The following is a 24,557-nucleotide window of genomic DNA, read 5'->3' as shown; positions in this document are numbered from 1 at the left end:
GGGATCGCGCGGCGTGCCGCGACCGCGCTCGGCGCGCGCCTGCGCGCGCTCGGACTCCGCCGCATCGCCGCGTTCGCCGCTGCTCGGCGTGGGCGCGCGCGCAGGCCGGCCGCGCTCGTCCTGCCTGGGACCGGGCGGCTGCCGCTTCAGCAACGCCTCGACCGCGCGCCGGTTGGCGAGCGCGTCCGCCATGCCCGGCCGGCGCGCGAGCGCGGCGTCGTAGGCGGCGATCGCCTCGCGGTAGCGCCCCGCTTTCGCCAGCGCGTTGCCGCGGTTGTAGTGCCCGTCCGCGGTGTCGGCATCGGCGTACAGGCGCGCGGCCTGCGCGTAGTCGCCCGAGCGGTAGGCGCGGTTGCCCGCCTCGATGCGCGCGTGCGCGATCTGGTCGGCGCGGCGCCACCAGCCGTCCTGCGCCATGGCCGGCTGCGGCCACCCCAGCGCGCCCACGCAGGCCAGCAGCAGCACGCCGGCGCGACGGCGGAAGGCCAGCAGCGCCAGCAGCATCAACGGCGGCAGCAGCCAGAAGCCGCCGTCCTGCGGAACGCGGGTGGTGCGACCGCGGGCGACGCCGTCCCGCGCCGGCGCATCGAGTGCGCCGAGCCGTTCGAGATCGCCGGCATCGGCGGCAAGCGCGGCGAACCGGCCGCCGCCGGCCTGCGCCACACGCCGCAGCGAGGCCGGATCGAGCCGTGCCGGCACGATCGCGCCGTCGCGCCGCCGGTAGTTCGCGCCAGCGTCGGTGCCCAGACCGAGCACGGACACGCGGAAGCCCGCGCCCGCCGCCTCGCCCGCCGCGCGCTCGGCATCATGATCGGCGCGATCGGTCAGCAGCAGGATGTCGCCCTCGCGGAAGCCGGCGCGTTCGAGCAACCGCCGCGACCACGCGATCGCGCGGTCGGCGCGCTGCCCCTCGACCGGCATGATGTCCGGATGCAGCGCGTCGAGGTAGAGCGCGACGTTGGCCGGATCCTCCGTCAGCGGCGTCACCGTGAACGCATCGCCCGCATACGCCACCAGCGCGATCTGTCCGTCGCGGCGGCGTTCGAGCAGCGTGCGCAGCTTGGCGCGCGCCTGCGCCAGGCGCGATGGCGGAAGGTCCGTCGCCAGGATCGCGCCGGACAGGTCGAGCGCCACCACCAGCGGCGCGCGGTGCTGCCACACCGGCTGTTCCACCGTGCGCCAGCTCGGACCTGCGAGCGCGAGCACCGCCAGCACCGCCGCCAGCGCCAGCGGCACGAACCCGACCGCGGCGCGGCGGCGCGCGCGCGCCTCCAGCAGATGCGGCAGCAGGTGCGCGTCCACCGTGGCCCGCCAGACGTCCTCGCGCGCCTGTCCGCGCCGCCACAGCGCCCACAGCAGCGGCAGCGCCAGCAGCGCCCACAGCCATTGCGGACGGAGGAAATGCAGCCCGCTCAGCGCGTCCATCGGCGGCCTCCGTTCGCCAGCGCCAGCAACGCCAGCAGCATCGACGCCGCCAGCGGCCAGGGATAGCGTTCGATGCGCGGCCGCACCGCCTCGCCCGGCCGGGCGACCGGCTCGATGCGGTCGAGCGTGACGTAGATGCGCGCGAGTTCCTCGGCATCGCGCGCGCGGAAGAACTGGCCGCCGGTGCCGAGGGCGACCGCGCGCAACGTGCTCTCGTCGATGTCGGCGCCGCCCGGATTCGGCAGCGGGATGCCGAACACCGTCAGCGTGCCGGCACCGCCGAAGGCGACCGTGTGCACGCGCACGCCTTCGTCGCGCGCGAGCTGCGCCGCCTTCTCGGGCGCGAGCTGGCCGGCGGTGTTGACGCCGTCGGTGAGCAGGATCACCACGCGCTGCCCCGGCGGCTGGTCGCGCAGACGCTTCACCGCCAGCGCGATCGCATCGCCGATCGCGGTTTCCTGGCCGGCCAGACCCGCGGCGGCGTCCATCAGTTGCTCGCGCACGCTGGCGCGGTCGAGCGTCAGCGGCGCCATCACGTAGGCGCGGCGGCCGAACACGATCAGTCCGACGCGATCGCCCGCGCGACGGTCGAGGAAGTCGGCGAGCACGGCCTTGGCGGCGGTGAGGCGATCGACGATGCGTCCGCCCAGCGTCATGTCCTGCTCGCTCATGCTGCCGGACAGATCGAGCGCGAGCATCAGGTCGCGACCGCGCTGCGGCGGTTGCAGCGGCTCGCCCAGCGCCTGCGGTCGCGCCGCGGCGATGCACAGCAGCGTCCACGCGATCCACGCCAGCACGCCCGCGCCGCCGCCGGCGCGCGCGAACGCGCGCCCCTGCGCGAGGCCCTGCAGGCGGGCGTAGAACGGCACGCGCAGCGCGCTTCCGCCCGGCGCGACGGGGCGCAGGATCGCGCGCACCAGCCAGGGCAGCGGCCAGGCCAGCAGCAGCCAGGGCCAAGCGAAGCCGTCGATGGCGGGCAGCCGCGCGAGCGCGTCGATCATCGCCGCCGCTCCATCCAGTCGAGCAAACGCGTCCGCACGGCCGCTTCCAGCCGCGCCACCTGGGCGGCATCGGCTTCGGGCCGGAACGCGCCCTCGCGCAGCAGCTCGCCCAGCTCGCCTGCGAACAGCGGCGTGCGGGCGCCTTGGTCGAGGAACCTCAGCCACGCCTCGCCGACCAGGCGGTCGGCGCGCGGATCGCGCCGTCGCGCCGCGCGGCGCAGCAGTTCGGACAGGCGCGCGATGCGCTCGGCGGGCGTCGCGGCGCTCGCGAGCGAATCGTCGACCAGGCGCAGCCACCGCGCGCGCCGGCGCAGCCGGCGGCGACGCCAGAGGAACGCGGCGAGCGCGACCGCGAGCAGCAGCGCGGCCACGACCCACCACCCCGGCGCCGGCGGCCACCACGGCGGTGCGGGCGGCTGATGGATGTCGCGCAGCACCAGGGCGATCACCGCCGCACCCCCGTGCCCAGCATGCCGAGCCAGGATTCGCTCGGCGCATCGGTCGACAGCAGCCGCGCGCGCACGCCCAGCCGCGGCAGCCGCTGCAGGCACTCGTTCGCGGGCGTCGCGAACGCCGCCTGCCAGCGCTGCCGCATGGCCGCGCCGGCGAGATCCAGCGCCAGGCGATGCCCCTCCCCATCCGCGAACGAGAGCACCGCCTTCGGCGGCGCGGCCTCCAGCGGGTCGGCCAGCAGCAGCGCGATCGCTTCGTGGTGCTGCGCCAGCGCGGTCCAGCGCGCGTCGCCGACCGCCGCGGCCGCGTGCGGATCGGCCAGCACCACCACGCGCGCGCCGGGGCGGATCAGGCGCACCGCGTGTTCGAGCGCGACGTCGAGCCCGGCGTCGTCGTCCTGCGGAGCGCGGTACCACCTGACCAGCGCGTCCAGCACGCGCAGCGCGCCACGGCCGCCCGACGCCGGCGGCACCGGCGGTTCGCGCCGGCTGGCACGCAGCGCGCCGATGCGGTCGCCGTCGCGCACGGCCCGCCAGGCCGCCACCGCGCCCGCGCGCGCCGCCTGCACCGACTTGAACCGCACCCGCGTACCGAAATACAGCGCGGGCGAAGTGTCGGCCACCAGCAGCGTCAGGCGTTCGCGCTCGGCCTGGAACAGCTTGGTGTGCAGGCGTCCGCTGCGCGCGGTGACGCGCCAGTCGACATGGCGCGCGTCGTCGCCGGGGACGTACTCGCGCGACTCGGCGTATTCCATCCCGCGCCCGCGCAGCGGCGACAGCGACGGCCCCGCCGGCCCGTGCCGTCCGCGCGGCGCCGCCTGGCGCGGCCCCACCGCCGCACGCAGCGCGATCAGCTCGGCGAGCGTCGGCAGCACGCCTTCGGCGCGCGGCTCGGCATGCGACGGGCGCAGCGGCGACGTCACGGATCGACGCGAATCCACACGAGGGACGGGATCACACAGCGACACGCCGCCCCGCGGCGCGCCCACCCGCGCAGTGCCGGTGCGATGCGCGCGACGGCGCGGCGGCGCGCGGTGCTCATGGCAGCGGCACCAGCGCGAGAACGTCCTGGACCAGCCGGTCGCCATCCCAGCCTTCGGCGGTCGCCTCGAAGCTCGGCAGGATGCGATGGCGCAGCACGTCGGGCGCGACCGCGCGCACGTCGTCCGGCGTGACGTAGTCGCGTCCGCGCAGCCAGGCATGCGCCCGCGCGCAGCGCTCCAGCGCGATCGTGCCGCGCGGGCTGGCGCCCCAGGCGATGCGACGCGCCAGCGCGGCGTCGTAGCGCGCCGGCTCGCGCGAGGCCAGCACCAGCTCGACCAGATAGCGTTCGACCGCCGGCGCCAGATGCATTCCCAGCACCGCCTCGCGCGCGGCGAACACGTCCCGCAGCGGCAGCCGGGCGGGCGTCTCCGCCTCGTGGCGCAGCACGCTGCGCGCGCGCTCGCGCGCCAGCCGCAGGATCTCGCGCTCGGTGTCCGCGCCCGGATAACCGATCCGCACATGCATCAGGAAGCGGTCCAGTTGCGCCTCGGGCAGCGGAAACGTGCCCTCCTGCTCGATCGGATTCTGGGTCGCCATCACCAGGAACAGCGGCGGCAGCGGGTAGGTCGCGCGTCCCACCGTCACCTGGCGCTCGCCCATCGCCTCCAGCAGCGCCGACTGCACCTTGGCCGGGGCGCGGTTGATCTCGTCGGCGAGCAGGATCGGATGGAAGATCGGCCCCGGCTGGAACTCGAAGCGGCCTTCGTTGGGCCGCCACACCTCGGTACCGGTGAGGTCGGCCGGCAGCAGGTCGGGGGTGAACTGCACGCGGGCGAAGTCGGCTTCCAGCCGCGCCGCGAGCGCGCGGATCGCGCTGGTCTTCGCCAGTCCGGGCGCGCCTTCCACCAGCAGATGGCCATCGGCCAGCAGCGCGATCAGCAGGCGGTCGATCAGCGCCGCCTGGCCGACGATCTCGGCCGAAAGCGCCTCGCGCAGCGCGCCGAACGCCTCGTGCAGCCGCCGGGGCTCGTTGTCGGGAGTGTCCATTCGCGGCCTTGGTGCGGGAACCGCCCGCATTGTGGCCAAGCCTGCGTGGGGACGGGGCCATCGCGCACGTGCCGTTCATCCTGGGGGCGGAAACGCGAACGGGGGCCCGCAGGCCCCCGTTCGCGCGATCCGCCGACAGCTTACCGCTGCGCCACGCGCATCACCTTCGGCGTCACGAAGATCAGCAGCTCCGCCTTCTCCTTGCTGCGGCCGCGCTTCTTGAAGAAGTTGCCGAGGAAGGGGATGTCGCCCAGGAACGGCACCTTGCTCAGGTCGCTGCGGTCGCGGAACTCGTACACGCCGCCGACGACCACGGTCTGCCCGTCCTCGACCAGCACCGCCGTGTTGACCTCGCGCTTGTTGATCAACGGCACGTCGCCGATCGAGGTGTCCACGAAGTCGATCACCTCGTCCTTCTTCACCGCCATGTTGAGGAACACGCGGCCGTCGCTGGTGATGGTCGGGGTGACCTTCAGCTCGAGCAGCACGTCCTTGAACTGCACGTTCGGGATCGGAATCGAGCCGCCGCCCTGCGACGGGGTGATCGTGACGTAGCCGACCTCCTGGCCCTGCCGGATCACCGCCTCGCGCTGGTTGCTGGTGACGATGCGCGGGTTGGAGATCACCTCGCCGCGGCCTTCCTCCTGCAACGCCGACAGCTCCAGATCGAGCATGTAGCCGGCGTTGAGGATCGACAGCGCCAGCGAACCGGCGGCGTCGTTCAGGCCGGCGGGCAGATCGACGTTGAGGCCGCGGGTCGCGGTGTACGTGCTGCGTCCGGCCTGCACGGCGGCGGCGCGCGCGCTGGCGTTGGCGCCGGAGATGTCGGTGGTGGAACCGAAGCCCAGCGAGCTGCGGTCGCCCGGCTTGCCGGTCGCGCCGTTGATGCCGAACTTGGCGCCGATCTCGCGGGCGAAGGTCTCGGACGCGATCACCACCCGCGCCTCGATCAGCACCTGATCCACCGGCCGGTCGATGACGCGGATCAGCTCCTTCATCGCCTCGACCTTCTTCGGGATGTCGCTGATCATCAGCGTGTTGGTGCGCTCGTCCGCGACCAGGCGCCCGCGTCCCGACAGGAAGCCGCTTTCGTTCTGGCTGTTGCCGCCACCGGAGCCGCCCGAGCCGCCGATGCCCTTGGCCTCGGTCAGCGCCTTATAGATCTGCGCGGCGTTGTGGTAGTTGATCTGGATGTACTCGGTGACCAGGTCGACGCGGTTGTCCAGCGCGATGCGCGCGTCTTCCTTGTCCTGCTCGAACTTCGCGATCTCCGACTGCGGCGCCACCCACACCACGCTGCCGCTGCGGCGCTTGTCCAGCCCCTTGGCCTGCAGCACGATGTCCAGCGCCTGGTCCCACGGCACGTTGATCAGGCGCAGGGTGACGTTGCCCTGCACCGTGTCGGAGGCCACGATGTTGAGGTTGGACTCCTCGGCGATCAGTTGCAGGACGGTGCGCACTGGCACGTCCTGGAAGTTGAACGTCACCGGCCGTCCGGTGTAGCGCGGCGCCGACCCGGCCGCCGGCGCGTTGGCCGCGGCGGCGGCACCGGCGACCGCGGTCGCCGCGGCGGCGGCCGCGCGCGGCGCGATCTCGACCACGTACTCCCGGCCGGTCTGATACGCCATCGACTGGTAGCCGCCGCGCGTGGCGAGCACGAGCTGCGTCCCCTGCCCCGCCGGCCGCGCCTCGATGCGCTCGACCGGCGTGGCGAAGTCGGCGACGTTGATCGGCCGCTGCAGGTTCGCCGGCAGTTGCGCGTTGGCGACGTTGATCAGCACCTGCGCGCCCTGCGTCTTCAGATCGGGCATCGCGCCGTCACCGGAGAAGCGCAGGATCAGGCGTCCGGCGCCGGACTCGCCGCGCTTGAAGTCGATGGTGTCCACCGCGAGCGCGCCCGCCACCTGCCTTGCGGGATCGGCGGCCGGGCCGGCCAGCGCGGCCGGGGCCACCGACGGCGCGGCGGCGTTCACCGCACCCAGACCGGCGAGCAGTCCGACGGCCAGGCCGATCGCCTGCACCGCGGCCTTGCGACGCGGCGGTTGCGGCTGTTTGGCGTAGAAAACGGTCATTGCTGCTCCCCCAGTCATTGATCATCCAGCGCCACGGTGGCCGGACGCTCCAGCCAACCTCCCGCGCCATCCGGCACCAGTTCCACGAGCTCGATGCGGTCCTCGTACACCGCGGTCACGCGCCCGTCGGACTGGCCCATGTAGTCACCCGGCCGCACGCGGTACGTGACCTTGTCCGGCGCCATCACCAGCGCCACCAGCGCCTTGCCGCGTCCGAGCGTGCCGACCATGTCCAGCGTATCGAGCGGGTACGCCTCCAGCGGCTGCTTGCGCCGGTTGGAATCCGGCCGCGGGCCGCTGCCGCCGTCGTCGGCGAACGCCGTGCTGAACGGGTCGCGCAGGTGCTGCGCGTTGTATTCGAACGTCTCGAACTGCTGCATCACCGGCAGCGGATCCAGCGGCGGCGGCGGCTTGGCCTTGACCTCGGCCACCCACTTCTCGAGGTTGGGCGCATCGCCCGGCGTGCTGGTCACGCCGCGCGCGCAACCCGTGAGCGCCACGGCGCAGGCGGCGAGCGCCGCGGTACGGAGGAAGACGTCGCGCGAGGTCATTTCTTCTTCTCCTCCCCAGCCTTCGCTTCCTCGATCTTCTCGATCTCTTCCTCGTCGAGGTAGCGGTACGTCTTCACCGTGCCGGCGAGCTCGAGCGGCGCGTTGGCGATGATGCTGCCGTTGGCGTTGGTGCGCGGCTTCAACTGGATGTCGTGCATGGTCATGATCACCACGCGCGGCAGCGAAGCCACGCCGCTCACGAACGCCCCGAACTGGTGGTACGTGCCCACCATGCGCAGCGCGATCGGCTTCTCGGCGTAGAACTCCTTCGGCACTTCAGGCAGCGGCTGGAACAGCTCGCTGGTGATGCCGGTGGCGAGCGCGGTCTGCGAGATGTCGACGATCAGGTCGGGCATCTCGGTCTTGCTCGGCAACTGGCGCAGCATCTGCTGCAACTGCTGTTCCATCTGCGCGAGCTGCTGCTTGAGCGGCTCGAGGTTGGCGGCCTGGCCCTGCTTCTGCTCGAACGTGGTGCGCAGGTCGGCTTCCTTGCTTTCGAGCGAGGCCAACTGGTCCTGGCGGTCGCGGATCAGCAGCCACCAGCCGAGGAACAGGATCACCAGCGCGACCACCAGGCAGAACACGATCTTCGCGTTCTGCGGCCACGCGCCGATGTTGTTGAAGTCGAGGTTCTTGTAGGAGGTCTTCTTGCTCATGAGCCGCTCCCCGAGGTGGCCGGCGCGGCCGGCGGATTCGCCGGGGCGGGCTGGGCGCCGCTGGCGGGCGCGGCGGCCGGCGCGTTCGCGGCCGCCGGAGCGTCGGCGGGCGCGCCGCCTTCGGCCGTCGACTGCGCCGCCGGCGCATCGGGCTCGCCGTCGCCGTCCTGGTCCGGGTTGTTCGGATTGGCCAGTTTGACCTGCAGCCGGAACACGTACGGCAGGCCCTTCTCGATGCCCTTGGGCTCGTCCTTGCCGGCCACCGTCGCCTCGATGATCTGCAGGTCGGGCTTGGTCATCCAGCCGGAGCTTTCGAGGTTGCGCAGGTAGGTCGACACGCGCGCGTTCGACTGCGAGCGCCCTTCGAGCGTCAGCGTGTCCTCGTCCTGCTTGATCGAGGTCAGCACCACGCCGTCCGGAATCGTGCGCACCAGCGAGTCGAACAGGTGCACCATCTGCGAGCGGTTCGCCTGCAGCTTCTCGATGATCTCCTTGCGCGCGAGCAGCTTCGACTTCTTCTCGTCGAGTTCCTTGATCTCGGCGATCTGCTTCTCGACCTTGGCGATCTCGGCCTCGAGGAACTGGTTGCGCTCGTTCTGGCCGTCGATCTGGCGACCGTAGAAGTTCCAGATCAGCAGCGTCAGCAGCACGGCGCCCACGGCGGAGGCGCCGAGCATGAACGCGAATTCCTTCTGGCGCTGTTTGCGGCGCTCCTCGCGCCACGGCAGGAGGTTGATGCGTGCCATCAGTCGAAGCTCCTCAACGCCAGACCGCAGGCGATCATCAGGGCCGGCGCGTCCTGCGCCAGCGCGTGCGCCTGGCTGCGGACACGGTCGCTGAGCGTCATCTGCGCCAGCGGATTGGCGATCGTGGTCGGCACGCCGAGCTGTTCCTCGATCATCGGCGCAATGCCCTGGATGGCGGCACCGCCGCCGGCCAGCACGATCTGGTCGACCCGGTTGTACTCGGTTCCGGCGTAGAAGAACTGCAGCAGGCGGCTGATCTGCTGCACCATCGCTTCCTTGAACGGCTCGAGCACCTCGCTCTGATAATTCTCCGGCAGGCCGCCCTGGCGCTTGGCCAGGCCCGCCTGCTCGTAGCTCAGGCCGTAGCGGCGCATCACCTCGTCGGTGAGCTGCTTGCCGCCGAACACCTGCTCGCGGCTGTAGATGGTGCGCCCGTTGCGGATCACATTGAGCGTGGTCATGGTCGCGCCCGAGTCGACCAGGGCGACGTTGCTGTCGCGCGGCACGTTGAGCGTTTCGGCGACCAGCGCGAACGCGTTCTCGATCGCGAAGCCCTCCACGTCCATCACCTTGGGCGTCAGTCCGCCGAGCTCCAGTGCGGAAGCGCGGACCTCGACGTTCTCCGAGCGCGAGGCGGCGAGCAGCACCTGCACCATCTCCGGGTTGCCCGGCATCGGCCCGAGCACCTCGAAGTCGAGGCTGACTTCCTCGATCGGGTACGGCACGTAGTTGGCGGCTTCGAGCTGGATCTCGGTCTCGAGGTCTTCCTCGTCGAGATCGGCGTTCATCGGAATCACCTTGGTGATGACCGACGATCCGGCGACCGCCGCCGCAGCGTACTTGGTGCGCAGGCCGGAGCGGGCGACGGCGCGCTTGATGGCCTCACCGACGGCGTCGACCTCGACGATGTTCTTCTCGACCACCGCGTTCGGCGGCAACGGTTCGACGGCGTAGTGTTCGACCCGGTAACGGTTCCCGGCTCTCGAAAGCTGCAGGAGCTTGACCGCGGTCGAGCTGATATCCACCCCGACCAGCGGCGGCTGGCTTTTTGTGATGAGCCCCACGGTATTCTCCCCTTGCCACAAGCACTTACGCGTGCTTCTTGCGGCCCCACCTTCTAAATATCGGAGTTTCGGCGTGCTGGCAACTGTTTGTTGAAGGTTCGTCCAACTGCGCCACTTTTTGACCGGCTTCGGCACCTGGTGCCGTCCGGGCCGCATCCCCAGGCTCCTCTATACTCTGTGCCTGCGACCCCCGCAATCGGATTTCTTCGCGAATGTCCCGTCTTCGTCGTCTGCTGCGCTGGGCCCTGCTGGCCACGGCGGGCCTGGTGGTGCTCGGCGCCATCGCCGTGGGTGTGCTCTACGTGATGGTGGCGTCCGACCTGCCCGCCGACGTGGAAGCGCTGCGCCATGTCGAGATGCAGGAGCCGATGTACGTCTACTCGCGCGACGGCAAGCTGATGGCGCTGTTCGGCGAAACGCGGCGTTATCCGGTCAAGATCGAACAGGTGCCGAAGCGCCTCAAGCAGGCCTTCATCGCGATCGAGGACGCCCGCTTCTACGAGCACGGCGGCGTGGACTACAAGGGCGTGGCGCGCGCGGTGTGGCTGCTGCTGACCACCGACGACCGCCGCGTCCCGGGCGGATCGACCATCACCCAGCAGGTCGCGCGGCAGTTCTTCCTCAGTTCCGAGTACAGCATCAAGCGCAAGCTGGCGGAGATGCTGCTGGCGATGCGGATGGAGAAGGAGCTGAGCAAGGACGAGATCTTCGAGCTGTATCTCAACAAGTCGTTCTTCGGCAACCGCGCCTACGGCGTGGCGGCGGCGGCGGAGTTCTACTACGGCAAGACGCTCGACCAGCTCACGCTGGACGAGATGGCATCGCTCGCCGGCATTCCGAAGTTCCCCTCCAGCGGCAATCCGATCAGCAATCCCGTGCGCGCCAAGATCCGCCGCGACTACATCCTGCAGCGCATGGCGGAGCTGCGCTTCATCACGCCGGCCGAGGCCGCGGCGGCGCAGCGCGCGCCGATGCACGCCGCGCCGCACGAGCGGCCGGTGCAGGTCTACGCACCGTACGTGGCGGAGATGGTGCGGCAGGAGATGATCGCGCGGTTCGGCGCCGAGGCCCTGACCAAGGGCTATCACGTGGTGACCACGATCGACCCGGCCATGCAGGCGGCCGCCGACAAGGCGGTGCGCGATGGACTGACCGCGTACGACCGCCGTCACGGCTGGCACGGCGTGGAACGCACCTTCGAGCTGGCCGCCGACGAGACGCCCGATGCGATCGCGCGGCGTCTGCGCGGCATTCCGGCGCAAGGCGAGCTGCTGCCGGCGATCGTCATCGACAAGTCCGGCGACGGCGTGCGGGTGGTGCTCGCCGACGCGCAGGTGATCGCGCTCGGCGCGGGCCAGGGCTGGAACGGGCGCAGTCCGGGCAGCCTGGTCAAGCGCGGCGATCTGGTGCGCGTGCGCCGGCAGGCGAGCGACGGCAAAGCGACGGGCGAAGCGCGCTATGCGCTCGACCAGGTGCCGCGGGCGCAGGCGGCGCTGGTCTCGCTGGATGCCAACACCGGCGCGATCGTGGCGCTGACCGGCGGCTACAGCTTCGCCGCCAACAAGTTCAATCGCGTCACCCAGGCGCGCCTGCAGCCGGGTTCCAGCTTCAAGCCGTTCGTGTACGCGGCGGCGTTCGAACGCGGCTACAACCCGGCCTCGATCGTGCTGGATGCGCCGGTGGTGTTCCGCGACCGCCGCGGCCGCACCTGGCGCCCGCAGAACGACACCGGCAACTTCGCCGGGCCGATGCGGCTGCGCGAGGCGATGGTGCAGTCGCGCAACCTGGTGTCGGTGCGGCTGCTCGACGCCATCGGCGTCGATTTCGCCCGCAAGTACATCAGCCAGTTCGGCTTCGAGGAGGCCGAACTGCCGCCGAACCTGTCGATCTCGCTCGGCACGCCGTCGCTCACGCCGCTGTCGATCGCGCGCGGCTATGCGGTGTTCGCCAACGGCGGCTTCCGCGTCGAGCCGTGGGTGATCGACACCGTCAAGGACCGCAAGGGCGCGGTGATCTACAAGGAGAAGCCGCGGGTGGCGTGCCGCGCCTGCGTGGTGCAGTCCGGGCAGACCGCGGCCACCACGGTGGTGGACGGTTTCGATCTGGGCCCGGCGCCGTCGACCGCCGCTCCCCCGCCGCCGACGCCCGCATCCGAGCCGGCCGCGCCCGCCAAACCGCCGGAGGGCCTCGAGCTCGCGCCGCGCGCGATCGACGAGCGCATCGCCTACCAGATGGTGTCGATGCTGCGCGACGTGGTGAAGCGCGGCACCGGCACGCCGGCGAAGGCGCTCGGCCGCGAGGACGTCGGCGGCAAGACCGGTTCGACCAACGACCACCGCGATGCCTGGTTCTCCGGCTTCGGCGGCCCGTTCGTCACCACCGTGTGGGTCGGCCGCGACGACCACAAGTCGCTCGGCTACCGCGAGTACGGCGGCAAGGCCGCGCTGCCGATCTGGATCGACTTCATGCGCGTGGCGTTGAAGGATCGGCCGATCGCGCAGAACGAACCGCCGGCGGGCATGGTGCAGGTCACCGTCGGTGCGGGCGGCGCGCTGATTCCCGGCGATGCCGGCGGCGTCGTCGAATGGGTCAAGGTCGAGGACCTGGAGCGCAGCCAGAGCTACTTCGATTACGGCGACGTCGAGAACATGCCGTCCGAGGAATCGTTCGACATCTTCTGAACGCGCCACCCGCGGCAGGCGCGCCGGTCACCGCAAACGTGCTAGCGTCCCCGTTGCCGGTTCCCGCCGGCCGCGGCGGACGCCGCCGCGTCGTGCCCGCCGCGGAGGTCGCCATGCACCGACAGGCCCGACAGCACGCCCAGCAGCACGCGCAGACGCGCACCCGCGAGCGCCGCCAGCGACTGGCCCACGAGGCGGCGCGCCTGATGGCCGAAGGCGGCATCCGCGACTACCACCAGGCCAAGCTCAAGGCCGCCGAGCGGCTCGGCATCCATGACGACGCCTCGCTTCCGCGCAACCGCGAGATCGAGGATGCCCTGCGCGAGTACCAGCGCCTGTTCCAGCGCGGCAACGCCGAGTCGCTGCGTCTGCGGCGCGAGGCGGCGCTGCGCGCGCTCGACTTCTTCGCGCGCTTCGATCCGCGCCTGGTCGGGCCGGTGCTCGAAGGCACCGCCGATGCGCACAGCGCGGTGCTGCTGCATCTCTACAGCGACGATCCGGAAGCGGTCCCGCGCTTCCTCGAGGAACATCGCATTCCCGCGCAGCCGCGCAGCCGCCGCGTGCGGCTCGATCGGGAACGCAGCCACGATGCGCCGGTCTGGCTGTTCAGCGCCGAGGACCTGAGTTTCGACCTCACCGTACTGCCGCGCGACGTGCTGCGGCAGGCGCCGCTGTCGCCGATCGACGACCGGCCGATGCGGCGCGCGAGCGCGGCGCAGCTCCGCCAGTTGCTGGCCGATCAGGAAATCGCCGATTTCGAGGCGTCGGGCGGCTGATCGCGCTCGCCCGGAACCGGCGTGCGCGACCTCTGCGGCGCCCGCCTGTCAGCGGATCCGCGCGGATGAACGCGGATCCGAAGATCGGTTCTGCTCGGTTCGCGGCGAAGCCAACGGCTTGGCGATGCAGGTTCTTGCTTTGCCCACCCGGTGGGCGCCATCGGCGTCTCACGCCAGCCGCTTGCGCGGTTGCGCGGCGAAGCCGAACACGTTGAGTTCGATCACCAGGAACGCGACCAGCCACCACAGCGCGTCCCACGCATCCAGCAGCGCGGCGGACGCGTCAGCCTCGTGCAGCGCCATCGCGCTCCACGTCAGCAGGAAGCCGACCAGCGCCAGGTACAGCACACCGGCGAGCCCGCGCCGCAGGCGATGCAGGCGCACGGCGGACGGCGGCAGCCGCACTTCCAGTTCGAGCAGCGCGATCACGCCGAGCCACACCGACTCGTTGGCGAAATCGAGCCACTCGCCTTCGAACGCGTAGCCGGCGACCGCGGCGGCGATCGCCACGCACGCCAGGCCGCGCGCGCCGTGCAGCAGCGCACGCCAGCGCGACTCCAGCCGCCAGCCGCCGGTCTCCCACTCGAACAGCAGCAGCAGCACGAACCACGCGGCGGTGTCCAGCAGCTCCGTCGCACGTCCGAAGCGCGCGTACAGCACGACGTCGACCGCGAGGATCGCGTACACCAGCCACTTGAATACGACGAAGCCGCGGTGGACCCGCGGCTTCGTGGCGACGGCTTCGAGCGAGCGCGCCATCGCTCAGCGGCGATCGGGCGCCACGTAGTCGCGCTGCGGCGAGCCGGTGTAGATCTGGCGCGGACGGCCGATCTTGTTCTCCGGATCCTCCTGCTGCTCCAGCCAGTGGCTGACCCAGCCGGCGGTGCGCGCGATCGCGAACATCACCGTGAACATCTCCACCGGGATGCCGAGCGCCTTGTAGATGATGCCGCTGTAGAAATCGACGTTCGGATACAGCTTGCGCTGCACGAAGTACTCGTCCTTCAGCGCCGCCTCTTCGAGTCGCATCGCCACTTCCAGCAGCGGATCGTTGATGCCGAGCTCTTCGAGCACCTTGTGGCACATCGCGCGGATGATCTTCGCGCGCGGATCGAAGTTCTTGTAGACGCGGTGGCCGAAACCCATCAGGCGGAAGCCGGACTCCTTGTCCTTGGCCTTGTCGACCGCCTTCTGCACGTTCTCCGGACGGCCGATCTCGGCCAGCATCTTCAGCACCGCCTCGTTGGCGCCGCCGTGCGCCGGGCCCCACAGCGCGGCCACGCCGGCGGCGACGCACGCGTACGGGTTGGCGCCGGTGGAACCGACCAGACGCACGGTCGAGGTCGAGGCGTTCTGCTCGTGGTCGGCGTGCAGGATGAACAGCAGATCGAGCGCCTTGGCCGCCACCGGATTGAGCTCCAGCGGCTCGGCCGGCACTTCCTTCATCATGTGCAGGAAGCGCGTGGTGTATTCGAGCGAATTCTTCGGATAGCGGATCGGCCAGCCGATCGAGTAGCGGTAGCACGCGGCGGCGATGGTCGGCACCTTGGCGATCAGGCGGATCGCGGCCAGGCGGCGCTGCTCCGGATCGTCGAGATCGAGCTCGTTGTGATAGAAGCTCGCCATCGAGCCGAGCATGCCCACCAGCATCGCCATCGGATGCGCGTCGTGACGGAAGCCGTACAGGAACGTGCGGAACGCCTCGTGCATCATCGTGTGATGCGTCACCTCGTGCTCGAACTTCGCGAACTGGTCGCGGTTCGGCAGCTCGCCGTGCATCAGCAGGTAGGCGACTTCGAGGAAGCTCGACTGCTCGGCCAGTTGCTCGATCGGGTAGCCGCGGTACAGCAGCACGCCGGCATCGCCGTCGATGTAGGTGATCGCCGACTTGCAGCTCGCGGTCGCGGTGAAGCCCGGGTCGTAGGTGAAGCAGCCGGTGGCCGCCGGCAGCTTGCCGATGTCGATGCACGGCGCGCCGAGCGTCGGATGGCGGACCGGCAGCGCGATGTTCCTGTCGCCGGCGGTGAGGACGGCCTGTTCGAGGCGGGACTGGGCGTTGTCGGAAGACACGGAGCACTCCTCGGATCTGCGCGCGCGGCTACCGCAGGCGCGTGGGGATGGGGTCGCGATCGAACCGCGAGCCCGCAATTATCACATACCCCGGCGGACGGAGGCTCTAGGCCTTTGGTGCGAGGGCGCGCGCGGACGCGTCGTCTTCGGGCGTGGAAACGGCTTCGGTCGCGAACCGGAGTCGCATCGGGCGGTCGCGGCCGAAGCGCTCCTGCAGGGATGTGGAACAGCAAGGCGCACATGGCGAGCGCGCGGGCGGGCTCGTGGGCGGCAGCGAACGGGCGTGGCGCCCGGTGGGTCGCGGCTGAAGTCGCTCCTGCAGGAGTCGGGGACGGCGGCGCAGAAACGCGACGAGCCCGCAGGGCGGGCTCGGGCGGGCGGTGCCCCGCATCGCGGGGCCGGCGTTCCGGCGCGGGCGCGACCGCCCGCGCGGCGTCACTTCGCGTAGCGCTTGCGGAACTTGTCGACGCGACCGGTGGTGTCGACGATCTTGTGCTGACCGGTATAGAACGGATGCGAGGCCGAGGAGATTTCCACCTTGATCAGCGGATACTCCTTGCCGTCCGTCCACTTGATCGACTCCTTGCTGTTGAGCGTGGAGCGGGTCAGGAACGCGAAATCGGTGGTCACGTCCTGGAACACGACCTCGCGGTAATCGGGATGGATGCCGGCTTTCATGGTGGCGCCAGATGCTGCAGAGGAAGCGCGGTAGTCTAGCCGCCGACGCGGGGTGGCCGCAAGTCCAGGCTCAGCGGGCGGCCAGCGCGGCCTGAACCCGGCGCTCGAAGCGGGCCTGGTCGTAGCGCATCAGGATGCGGGCGTTGTCGCGGCCGCCGCCCTCGCGCCGCCAGTCGACGATCGTCGCTCCGCGGGTGTGGACGCCGGCCAGCTCGACCGCGAGCGGGCGCTCCGCCAACTCCAGCGCGCCCTCCGGCTCCAGCGCGTGCGCCATCGCCAGCGCGTCGGCCGAATGCCAGCGGTCGCCGCGGCGGTCGATCGCCCAGGCGCGGGTCTGGCGCGAAATCGCGTCGTAGAAGCTTGCGCGCGGCGAATCGACGGTGAGCCAGCGTTCGAACTCGACATGCGGAAAGCCGTGCGCCAGCACCGCTTCCCAGTCGACCAGTTCGAAACGCGGAAACGCCTGGAACACCAGGTGCGCGGCTTCCGGATCGAAGGCGACGTTGAACTCCGCCGCCGGGGTGATGTTGCCGTGCGCGGTGACCGCGCCGCCCATCACCACCAGCCGCGCAACGCGCTCGGGCAGGGTCGGATCGAGCTTGAGCGCGAGCGCGAGATTGGTGAGCGGGCCGAGCGCGACCAGCAGCAGGCGCCCGGCGTGTTCGTGGGACAGACGCAGGATCGCCAGCGCGGCGTGTTCGGCTTCGGCTGCGCGCGATGGCGCGACATAGCCGCAGTCGCCGAAGCCGTCGCGCCCGTGCACGTAGGCGGCATCGCGCGCCGGATGCAGCAGCGGCGCGTCGCAGCCGGCGAACACCGGTGCGTCGACGCCGCACACCTCGCACAGCTTGAGCGCGTTGCGCACGGTGTGGTCGAGGCCGACGTTGCCGGCGGCGATGGTGAGGCCGACCACGCGATGGCGCGGATCGTCGAACGCCATCAGCAGGGCCAGCGCGTCGTCCACGCCGGGGTCGGTGTCGATCAGCAGCGGAATGCGGTCGTCGGTCATCGCGGCATTATGCGGGTGGGTGGCGGGTTGTCAGCCACGGTTTGGCTCGAATGTACGCGGCATCGTCGCGAGGGCCCCCTCCCCTGCGAAGGCAGGGGAGGGTTGGGGAGGGGTCAGGTGGGAGCCGGCGTGATCGGGGCCCGCGACAACCCCCTCCCAGCCTCCCCCTGCACGCAGGGGGAGGTGTGATGCGGCGCGGGCGTTCGGCACGCTGCACGCGGCAATGCTGTGCAGTACAGCGTTTGCTTGCCCCCTCCCCTGCGAAGGCAGGGGAGGGTTGGGGAGGGGTCAGGTGGGAGCCGGCGTGATCGGGTTCCGCGACAACCCCCTCCCAGCCTCCCGGCCCGCGCCAGCGGCGCGGGCGTTCGGCAGGCTGCGCGGCGGTGCCGCGCAAGCAAGCCTGCCTCACCCCCTGCAAGCAGGGGGAGGAGGTGGGCGGCCCCGCCCGCGCCAAGCGGCGCGGGCGTTCGGCAGGCAACGCGGCGTTCGGCACGCTGCTCCCGGCAATGCTGTGCAGTAGCAGCGTTTGCTTGCCCCCTCCCCTGCGAAGGCAGGGGAGGGTTGGGGAGGGGTCGAGTGGGCGCCAGCGTGATCGGGTTCCGCGACAACCCCCTCCCAGCCTCCCCCTGCAAGCAGGGGGAGGAGTGAATGCGGTGCGGGCGTTCGGCAGGCTGCGCGACAATGCTGCGCCGTAGCAGCGTTTGCTTGCCCCCTCCCCTGCGAAGGCAGGGGAGGGTTGGGGAGGGGTCGAGTGGGCGCCGGCGTGGTCGGGCTCCGCGGCAACCCCCTCCCAACCTCCCCCTGCGCGCAGGGGGAGGAGTGGGCGCCAACCCGCGGCAAGAAGAAGCCCTCACGCCCCGGCGTAGCGCACCGCACCGCCCACCCAGCGCGCGACGATGCGTTCGGCGATGTCGGGCGCCTGCGCGAGCAGTTGCTCGCCGACGCGCTGCACCTGCGGCAGCATCGCGGCGTCGCGGGCGAGGTCGGCGACGCGGAAGTTCGCCAGTCCGGTCTGGCGCGTGCCCAGCAGCTCGCCGGGGCCGCGCAGGGCGAGGTCCTTCTCGGCGATCAGGAAGCCGTCGTGGGTCTGGCGCATGGTTTCCAGGCGTTCCTTCGCCAGCGCCGACAGCGGCGGCTGGTAGAGCAGCACGCAGGTGGACACCGCGCTGCCCCGCCCCACCCGGCCGCGCAACTGGTGCAACTGGGCGAGGCCGAGACGTTCGGCGTTCTCGATGATCATCAGCGAGGCGTTGGGCACGTCGACGCCCACCTCGATCACCGTGGTCGCCACCAGCAGGTCGATCGCGCCGTCCTTGAACGCGCGCATGGCGGCCTGCTTCTCGCCGGCCTTCATGCGCCCGTGCACGAGGCCGATGCGCAGCTCCGGCAGGCGCCGCGACAGGTCCTCGAACGTGCTCTGCGCGGCCTGCGCCACCACCTCGTCGGAGTCGTCGATCAGCGTGCACACCCAATACGCCTGGCGGCCTTCGGCGCAGGCGTTGCGGATGCGTTCGATCAGCTCCGGGCGACGCTCGGCGCTGAGCGCCACGGTCTGCACCGGGGTGCGTCCGGGCGGCAGTTCGTCGATCGCGGAGACGTCGAGGTCGGCGTAGGCCGCCATCGCCAGCGTGCGCGGGATGGGCGTCGCGGTCATCACCAACTGATGCGGCACGGCATCGCCCGCCGCGCCCTTGTCGCGCAGCGCCAGCCGCTGGTGCACGCCGAAGCGGTGCTGCTCGTCGACGATGGCGAGCGCGAGGTCGCGGAACACCACGCCTTCCTGCATCAGCGCATGGGTGCCGACCACCACCTGCGCCGCGCCCTCGGCCACCGCCTGCAGCGCCTCGCGGCGCGCGCGGCCGGTGACCTTGCCGGCCAGCCACGCCACCTGCACGCCGAGCGGCTCCAGCCAGCCGCGCAGGTTGTAGAGGTGCTGCTCGGCGAGCAGCTCGGTGGGCGCCATCAGCGCGGCCTGCTTGCCGGCAGCGACCGCGAGCATCGCCGCCAGCGCGGCGACCACGGTCTTGCCGCTGCCGACATCGCCCTGCACCAGCCGCAGCATCGGCCGCGGCTGGGCGAGGTCGGCGCGGATCTCGTCGAACACGCGCCGCTGTGCGCCCGTCAGCGCGAACGGCAGCGCGCGCTCGAGCGCCGTGGCCAGCGCCGCCTCGCGCAATGCGGGCGCGCGGTGCGCCTGCTGCGCAAGCCGCTGGCGACGCAGGCTGAGGTGATGCGCCAGCAGCTCCTCCAGCGCCAGCCGCTTCTGCGCCGGATGGGTGCCCGCCTGCAGCGCGCGCACGTCGTCGTCCTGCGCCGGGCGGTGCACGGTGAGCAGCGCTTCGCGCAACGAAGGCAACGCCAGCGGCGCGCGCAGCGCCTCGGGCAGCAGTTCCAGCGAATCGTCGGCGGGCAGGCGGTCGAGCGCGAGCGCGATCAGCCGCTTCAGCACCGCCGCGCCGACGCCCTCGAACGCCGGATACACCGGATCGAGGCGGTCGCTCAACGCGGGGTCGGCCTCGTCGTCGAGCACACGGTAGCTGGGATGCACGATCTCCAGCCCCTGCGCGCCCATGCGCGCGGTGCCGAAGCACCGCACGCGGCGGCCGACCTGGAACTGCGCGACCTGCGCGGCGCGGAAATGGAAGAAGCGCAGCAGCAGCGTGGCGCGCGAGTCGTCGGCGATCGCCACCCGCAGCAGCGGCCGGTAGCGGAAGCCGCGCTCGACCGCCTCGACGCGGCCCTCGACCTGCACCGGCTGGCCCGGCTGCACCTCGCGGATCGGCGTCAGGCGGGTGCGGTCCTCGTAGCCGCGCGGCAGCAGCAGCCAGAGGTCCTGCAGCGTGTACAGCCCGCGCGCGGCGAGCTTCTCGGCCAGCTTCGGCCCGCAGCCAGGCAGCGCGGTCAGCGGCGTCTCGCCGACCGCGGCCAGCACCGGCGCGGGCCGGGCCGTGCGCGGCATCGTCAGTCGAGCACCATCACCGCGTCGACCTCGAACTGCGCGTTGCGCGGCAGGGCCGACACCTGGACGGTGGAGCGCGCCGGATACGGGGCGCGGAAGTAGTCGGCCATCACCGCATTGACCGCCGCGAAATGATCGAGGTTGGTGAGATAGAGGCCCAGGCGCACGATGCGGTCGAGCGAGCCGCCGGCGGCCTCGCACACCGCGCGCAGGTTGTCGAACGCGCGGCGCGCCTGCGCGGCGATGTCGCCTTCGATCAGAAGGCCGGTGGCCGGATCGAGCGGGATCTGGCCGGACAGGTACACGGTGTCGCCCACGCGCACGGCCTGCGAGTAGGGGCCGATCGCGGCCGGCGCGTGGTCGGTCTGGATGATGTCGCGGGTCATGCTTCGCTCCGTGGCGGGATGCCGGCGATTCTAGCGGGGGCGCATCAGGCTGAGGCTCGGACCGGGCCGCGGAAGGGATTCGGAATTCGCCGCGAGCCTGCGGCTTGCAAAGCGCGCTTCCTGGCTCGCGTTGCGGGGCCCCACGTCGGGCTTCGCCTTCGGCTCAGCCCGACCTCCGGATCAGGCCTTGCGTAGGGCGGGACTTGTCCCGCCGCATGTGCGACGAAGGCTCTTCGCGCCTACTCACCCCCGCAAGCGGGAGAGGGCTTGTCCTGGCATTCGCCTGAAATCGGGCTGCAGCCGCTCAAATGCGCTGGATGCCGAGCACGACGTTGAGCCGGCGCACGCGGCGAATGACGTCGGCGAGATGGCGGCGATCGCCGACTTCGATCGAGAACTTGAGCACCGCGACGTTGGCGTCGCGCTCGAGGTATTCGACGCGGTCGATGTTCGACTCGGCCTCGGCGATCGCGGCGGCGACCTGGGCCAGTGCGCCCGGACGGTTGTCGACCTCGATCCGCAGCGCGGCGGCGAAATCGCCCTTGACGCGGCGGTCCCAGCCGATCGCCACCCAGCGGTCGGGCGACTTGCGGTAGTCGGCGACGTTGGCGCAATCCAGGCGATGCACGACGATGCCCTTGCCGGTGGTGTGGTAGCCCATGATCTCGTCGCCGGGCACCGGCATGCAGCAGTTGGCGAAGCTGATGACACCGCGCTCGGCGCCGGTGATCAGGATCTTGTCCTCGGACACGGTGAGCCGCTGCTTGGGCGGGCGCGCGGCTTCGCTCTCCACGCGCGCCAGCGCCTGCGCGACCTGCGCCGGCATCCGGTTGCCCAGCGCGATGTCGGCCAGCAGTTCCTCCAGCCTCGGGTAACGGTGCTCGCCGAGGAAGGCGTCCACGCGCTGCGCGGGCACGCGGTCGAGCGAACTGCCGAGCGCCTCCAGCGCGCGATCGAGCATGCGGTGCCCGATCTGCACCGCATCCTCGTGTTCCATCTGCTTGAGTTGCTGACGGATCGCGGTGCGCGCCTTGCCGGTCACCACGAACTCGAGCCACTGCGGCTTAGGCGCCGCCGACTTGGCGGTGATGATCTCCACCCGCTGGCCGCTCGCCAGCTTGGTGCGCAGCGGCGCCAGCTTGCCGTCCACGCGCGCGGCCACTGCGTGGTTGCCGACGTCGGTGTGCACCGCATAGGCGAAGTCGAGCGCGGTGGCGTTGCGCGGCAGCGCGAGGATGTCGCCCTTCGGCGTGAACAGGTAGACCTCGTCCGGGAACAGATCGACCTTGACGTTCTCGAGGAACTCCAGCGAGGAGCTGGCCGAGCGCTGCGATTCGATCAGCCCCGCGATCCAGCCCTGCGCGCGCGTCTGCGCACTGGTGGGCGCATCGCCGCCTCCGCTCTTGTAGGACCAGTGCGCCGCGATGCCGCGCTCGGCGATCAGGTCCATCTCCTCGGTGCGGATCTGCACCTCCACCGGCGAGCCGTACGGTCCGAACAGCACCGTGTGCAGCGACTGGTAACCGTTGGCCTTGGGAATGGCGATGAAATCCCGGAAGCGCGCGTCGAGCGGCTTGTAGGTGGCATGCACGACGCCGAGCGCGTGGTAGCAGTCGGCCACGGTGCGCACCACGATGCGGAAGCCGAACACGTCCATCACCTGGCCGAAGCTCTTCTGCTCGGCGCGCATCTTCGAGTACACGCTCCAGGGCGACTTGACCCGGCTGACCAGGCGGTGCTGCACCTTCTCCTTGGCGAGCCGCTGGGCCAGCGCCGCCTCGATCTGCACCATCGCCTGCCGGCGTACCACCGGCTGGGTGCGGATGCGCTTGGCGATCACCGCATGGCGGTACGGATACAGGGCGCGGAAGCCCAGATCCTGCAGCTCGGCCTTGAACAGGTTCATGCCCAGCCGCTGCGCGATCGGCGCGTAGATCTCGAGCGTCTCGCGGGCGATCCGCTTGCGCGCCTCGGCGCTCTGCGCGCCGAGCGTGCGCATGTTGTGCAGGCGATCGGCGAGCTTGATCAGGATGACGCGCAGGTCGCGCGACATCGCCAGCATCATCTTGCGGAAGCTCTCGGCGGCGGCTTCCTGGCGGTCGCGGAAGTGGAGCTTGTCCAGTTTGGTGACGCCGTCGACCAGCTCGGCGACGGTCTCGCCGAACTCGCGCGCGATCGCCTCGCGGCCGAGCGGCGTGTCCTCCAGCGTGTCGTGCAGGATCGCGGCGATCAGCGTCTCGGCATCGAGCCCCTGCTCGGCCAGCACTTTGGCGACCGCGACCGGATGGGTGATGTACGGCTCGCCGGACTTGCGCGTCTGGCCGGCATGGGCCTGCGCGCCGACCTCCCAGGCGCGCCTGAGCCGCATGCGCTGGTCGTCGGGCAGGTAGGACGCCTCCTTCAGCAACTGGCGCACGTAATCGGGCACGTCGCCGAGGGGTTCGGCGACGGCGGCGTGATCCAGCGCGGGCCGGGCGGGCGTCATGGTCCGAATCTACGTGCCGGCCCGCACCCGCGCAATGCGGGGACGGCCCGCGGTTGGCGGGCATTCGGCACGTTCAGGAACGCGCGCGCGGCGAACGCGCGGCGTGCGTGCCCCATGAAACGCGAAGCCCCGCCGGAGCGGGGCTTCGAATCCGGGACGCGGTGTACGGCTCAGTCGTCGCCCTTGGACAGGTCGTCGTCGGCGACCACCTCGGCGGCCGCCCATTCCAGCGCCTCGCGCTCCTTGCGTTCGCGCTCGGCCTTCTCGACCTCGTCGATGTAGGTGGCGTCGATGCGGCGCGCGGCGATCTCGCGCAGCGCCAGCACGGTCGGCTTGTCGTGGGCCTCGGTGTCCAGGCGCGGTTCGACGCCGTTGGCGAGCTGACGGGCGCGCTTGGCGGCCATCATGACCAGTTCGAAGCGGTTGTCGACCACTTCCAGGCAGTCTTCTACGGTGATGCGGGCCATGGCTCTCCCGGCGGCCGTTGCGGCCGGCTGACGGATGGTTGGGGGTCGCGCAGTGTACGGGGGGCGGGGGCGGCGGACAAGCCGGCACCGCGGGAGGCCTTGAGAATCAGCGCGTTAGCGCTGCGGATGTGCAGGCTTGCGCCCCCGTGGGGCGGCCTTAGCCGCGATCCGGATTGCCCGGGCGGACCACGGTCGCGGCAGGAGCCGCTCCTGCAGAACGCGGTGGCGTCAGTCGTCGGCCAGCAGAGCGGTGATCAGCCGCGCGTGGCGCGCGACCTGCGCCTCGCGGCGCAGGCGGCTGGCGACGAAGATCGCGCACATCTCGTCCACCGCCGTTTCGAAGTGCTCGTTGACGATCACGTAGTCGAACTCGGTGTAGTGCGACATCTCCTCGCGCGCGGCGGCGAGCCGGCGCTGGATCACGTCCTCGCTGTCCTGGCCGCGGTTGCGCATGCGCGCCTCCAGCGCCTGCCGCGAGGGCGGCAGGATGAACACGCTGACCGCGTCGGGCACCTTGGCGCGCACCTGGCGCGCGCCCTGCCAGTCGATCTCCAGCAGCACGTCGCGGCCGCTGGCGAGCTGCGGCTCGACCGACTGCCGCGCGGTGCCTTTCCAATCGCCGTGCACGCGGGCGTACTCGAAGAACTCGCCGGCGTCGATCATGCGCTGGAACTCGTCCTCGCTGACGAAGTGGTAGTGCTCCGCATGGCGCTCGCCCGGCCGCGGCGCGCGCGAGGTGAACGAGATCGACAGCGCGATGTTCGGATCGCGCGCGAGCACCGCGTTGACGATGCTGGATTTACCGGCGCCGGAGGGTGCCGCGACGATGTAGAGAGTTCCGCGCATGGGGGGCCGGGTTGGGGAATCGGGAATCGGGAATCGGGAATCGGGAATCGGGAGTCGGGAATCGGGAATCGGGAATCGGGAATCGGGAATCGGGAATCGGGAATCGGGAATCGGGAGTCGGGAGTCGGGAGTCGGGAGTCGGGAGTCGGGAGTCGGGAGTCGGGAGTCGGGAGTCGGGAGTCGGGAGTCGGGAGTCGGGAGT

At 71.2% G+C, this 24,557-nt stretch carries 21 protein-coding genes; 2 read left to right on the top strand and 19 right to left on the bottom strand.

Annotation, left to right across the window (positions count from 1 at the left end):
- From FQY64_RS12785 to FQY64_RS12740, 10 genes are all read right to left on the bottom strand, one after another.
- Positions 1–1,425: VWA domain-containing protein (locus FQY64_RS12785; protein ID WP_146474837.1), on the bottom strand; the 1,425-nt coding region annotated here is incomplete at its 3' end.
- Complete coding sequence (locus FQY64_RS12780; protein WP_146474835.1) at positions 1,413–2,426, bottom strand: vWA domain-containing protein; 1,014 nt, start codon at positions 2,424–2,426, stop codon at positions 1,413–1,415. The genes FQY64_RS12785 and FQY64_RS12780, both read right to left, overlap by 13 nt.
- Entirely contained in the window at positions 2,423–2,875 is a 453-nt protein-coding gene (locus tag FQY64_RS12775; protein ID WP_146474833.1) for a DUF4381 family protein, read from the bottom strand. Before FQY64_RS12775 ends, FQY64_RS12780 begins: the two co-directional genes overlap by 4 nt.
- Positions 2,872–3,801, bottom strand: coding sequence for a DUF58 domain-containing protein (locus FQY64_RS12770; protein ID WP_229814878.1), 930 nt, complete (start codon positions 3,799–3,801; stop codon positions 2,872–2,874). Before FQY64_RS12770 ends, FQY64_RS12775 begins: the two co-directional genes overlap by 4 nt.
- 115 nt (positions 3,802–3,916) lie before the next feature.
- Positions 3,917–4,909, bottom strand: coding sequence for an AAA family ATPase (locus tag FQY64_RS12765; RefSeq protein WP_146474829.1), 993 nt, complete (start codon positions 4,907–4,909; stop codon positions 3,917–3,919).
- Between the two features lie 140 nt (positions 4,910–5,049).
- Entirely contained in the window at positions 5,050–6,981 is a 1,932-nt protein-coding gene (locus tag FQY64_RS12760) for a type IV pilus secretin PilQ (protein ID WP_146474827.1), read from the bottom strand.
- Between the two features lie 14 nt (positions 6,982–6,995).
- Positions 6,996–7,532, bottom strand: coding sequence for a pilus assembly protein PilP (locus FQY64_RS12755; protein WP_146474825.1), 537 nt, complete (start codon positions 7,530–7,532; stop codon positions 6,996–6,998).
- Complete coding sequence (locus FQY64_RS12750) at positions 7,529–8,188, bottom strand: type IV pilus inner membrane component PilO (RefSeq protein WP_146474823.1); 660 nt, start codon at positions 8,186–8,188, stop codon at positions 7,529–7,531. The genes FQY64_RS12755 and FQY64_RS12750 overlap by 4 nt, the downstream gene beginning before the upstream one ends.
- Complete coding sequence (locus tag FQY64_RS12745) at positions 8,185–8,934, bottom strand: PilN domain-containing protein (protein WP_146474821.1); 750 nt, start codon at positions 8,932–8,934, stop codon at positions 8,185–8,187. Before FQY64_RS12745 ends, FQY64_RS12750 begins: the two co-directional genes overlap by 4 nt.
- Positions 8,934–9,998 (bottom strand): pilus assembly protein PilM, encoded by a 1,065-nt coding sequence (locus tag FQY64_RS12740; protein WP_146474819.1) that lies wholly within the window; start codon positions 9,996–9,998, stop codon positions 8,934–8,936. Before FQY64_RS12740 ends, FQY64_RS12745 begins: the two co-directional genes overlap by 1 nt.
- 212 nt (positions 9,999–10,210) lie before the next feature.
- Between FQY64_RS12740 and FQY64_RS12735 the strand changes: the two genes are divergently transcribed.
- Positions 10,211–12,679, top strand: a complete 2,469-nt coding sequence (locus FQY64_RS12735; RefSeq protein WP_146474817.1) for a penicillin-binding protein 1A — start codon at positions 10,211–10,213, stop codon at positions 12,677–12,679.
- 113 nt (positions 12,680–12,792) lie between these two features.
- Positions 12,793–13,455, top strand: coding sequence for a hypothetical protein (locus FQY64_RS12730; protein WP_146474815.1), 663 nt, complete (start codon positions 12,793–12,795; stop codon positions 13,453–13,455).
- Positions 13,456–13,623: 168 nt separating this feature from the next.
- Here the strand turns inward: FQY64_RS12730 and FQY64_RS12725 are convergent, their stop codons facing one another.
- From FQY64_RS12725 to gmk, 9 genes are all read right to left on the bottom strand, one after another.
- Entirely contained in the window at positions 13,624–14,214 is a 591-nt protein-coding gene (locus FQY64_RS12725) for a hypothetical protein (RefSeq protein ID WP_146474813.1), read from the bottom strand.
- 3 nt (positions 14,215–14,217) lie between these two features.
- Positions 14,218–15,525, bottom strand: a complete 1,308-nt coding sequence (locus FQY64_RS12720; RefSeq protein WP_146474811.1) for a citrate synthase — start codon at positions 15,523–15,525, stop codon at positions 14,218–14,220.
- 435 nt (positions 15,526–15,960) lie between these two features.
- Positions 15,961–16,203 carry a type B 50S ribosomal protein L31 gene (locus tag FQY64_RS12715; protein WP_146474809.1) on the bottom strand — a complete coding sequence of 81 codons (243 nt, stop codon included), beginning with the start codon at positions 16,201–16,203 and terminating at the stop codon, positions 15,961–15,963.
- 70 nt (positions 16,204–16,273) lie between these two features.
- A complete protein-coding gene (locus FQY64_RS12710; RefSeq protein WP_146474807.1) occupies positions 16,274–17,212 on the bottom strand; it encodes a nucleoside hydrolase in 939 nt (312 codons plus the stop codon).
- 850 nt (positions 17,213–18,062) lie between these two features.
- A complete protein-coding gene (gene recG, locus FQY64_RS12705) occupies positions 18,063–20,171 on the bottom strand; it encodes an ATP-dependent DNA helicase RecG (RefSeq protein ID WP_146474805.1) in 2,109 nt (702 codons plus the stop codon).
- A 2-nt stretch (positions 20,172–20,173) separates the two neighbouring features.
- Positions 20,174–20,557, bottom strand: coding sequence for a RidA family protein (locus FQY64_RS12700; RefSeq protein ID WP_146474803.1), 384 nt, complete (start codon positions 20,555–20,557; stop codon positions 20,174–20,176).
- Between the two features lie 304 nt (positions 20,558–20,861).
- A complete protein-coding gene (locus tag FQY64_RS12695) occupies positions 20,862–23,042 on the bottom strand; it encodes a RelA/SpoT family protein (RefSeq protein ID WP_146474801.1) in 2,181 nt (726 codons plus the stop codon).
- Positions 23,043–23,212: 170 nt separating this feature from the next.
- Positions 23,213–23,509 (bottom strand): DNA-directed RNA polymerase subunit omega, encoded by a 297-nt coding sequence (rpoZ, locus tag FQY64_RS12690; protein ID WP_146474798.1) that lies wholly within the window; start codon positions 23,507–23,509, stop codon positions 23,213–23,215.
- A 228-nt stretch (positions 23,510–23,737) separates the two neighbouring features.
- A complete protein-coding gene (gene gmk, locus FQY64_RS12685) occupies positions 23,738–24,355 on the bottom strand; it encodes a guanylate kinase (RefSeq protein WP_146474796.1) in 618 nt (205 codons plus the stop codon).
- Between the last annotated feature and the right edge of the window lie 202 nt (positions 24,356–24,557).

The sequence above is a fragment of the Vulcaniibacterium thermophilum genome (genome assembly GCF_007923255.1).
Taxonomy (GTDB): Bacteria; Pseudomonadota; Gammaproteobacteria; order Xanthomonadales; family Xanthomonadaceae; genus Lysobacter_F; species Lysobacter_F thermophilum.
The sequence above is the reverse complement of the archived record's forward strand: the minus strand, read 5'-3'. Positions and strand labels throughout refer to the sequence as shown.

Coding starts and splice junctions, on each gene's coding strand:
- FQY64_RS12780 (WP_146474835.1), bottom strand. CDS start 2,426: ATGATCGACGCGCTCGCGCGGCTGCCCGCCATCGACGGCTTCGCTTGG.
- FQY64_RS12765 (WP_146474829.1), bottom strand. CDS start 4,909: ATGGACACTCCCGACAACGAGCCCCGGCGGCTGCACGAGGCGTTCGGC.
- FQY64_RS12760 (WP_146474827.1), bottom strand. CDS start 6,981: ATGACCGTTTTCTACGCCAAACAGCCGCAACCGCCGCGTCGCAAGGCC.
- FQY64_RS12755 (WP_146474825.1), bottom strand. CDS start 7,532: ATGACCTCGCGCGACGTCTTCCTCCGTACCGCGGCGCTCGCCGCCTGC.
- FQY64_RS12750 (WP_146474823.1), bottom strand. CDS start 8,188: ATGAGCAAGAAGACCTCCTACAAGAACCTCGACTTCAACAACATCGGC.
- FQY64_RS12745 (WP_146474821.1), bottom strand. CDS start 8,934: ATGGCACGCATCAACCTCCTGCCGTGGCGCGAGGAGCGCCGCAAACAG.
- FQY64_RS12735 (WP_146474817.1), top strand. CDS start 10,211: ATGTCCCGTCTTCGTCGTCTGCTGCGCTGGGCCCTGCTGGCCACGGCG.
- FQY64_RS12730 (WP_146474815.1), top strand. CDS start 12,793: ATGCACCGACAGGCCCGACAGCACGCCCAGCAGCACGCGCAGACGCGC.
- FQY64_RS12725 (WP_146474813.1), bottom strand. CDS start 14,214: ATGGCGCGCTCGCTCGAAGCCGTCGCCACGAAGCCGCGGGTCCACCGC.
- FQY64_RS12715 (WP_146474809.1), bottom strand. CDS start 16,203: ATGAAAGCCGGCATCCATCCCGATTACCGCGAGGTCGTGTTCCAGGAC.
- FQY64_RS12710 (WP_146474807.1), bottom strand. CDS start 17,212: ATGACCGACGACCGCATTCCGCTGCTGATCGACACCGACCCCGGCGTG.
- recG (WP_146474805.1), bottom strand. CDS start 20,171: ATGCCGCGCACGGCCCGGCCCGCGCCGGTGCTGGCCGCGGTCGGCGAG.
- FQY64_RS12700 (WP_146474803.1), bottom strand. CDS start 20,557: ATGACCCGCGACATCATCCAGACCGACCACGCGCCGGCCGCGATCGGC.
- FQY64_RS12695 (WP_146474801.1), bottom strand. CDS start 23,042: ATGACGCCCGCCCGGCCCGCGCTGGATCACGCCGCCGTCGCCGAACCC.
- rpoZ (WP_146474798.1), bottom strand. CDS start 23,509: ATGGCCCGCATCACCGTAGAAGACTGCCTGGAAGTGGTCGACAACCGC.
- gmk (WP_146474796.1), bottom strand. CDS start 24,355: ATGCGCGGAACTCTCTACATCGTCGCGGCACCCTCCGGCGCCGGTAAA.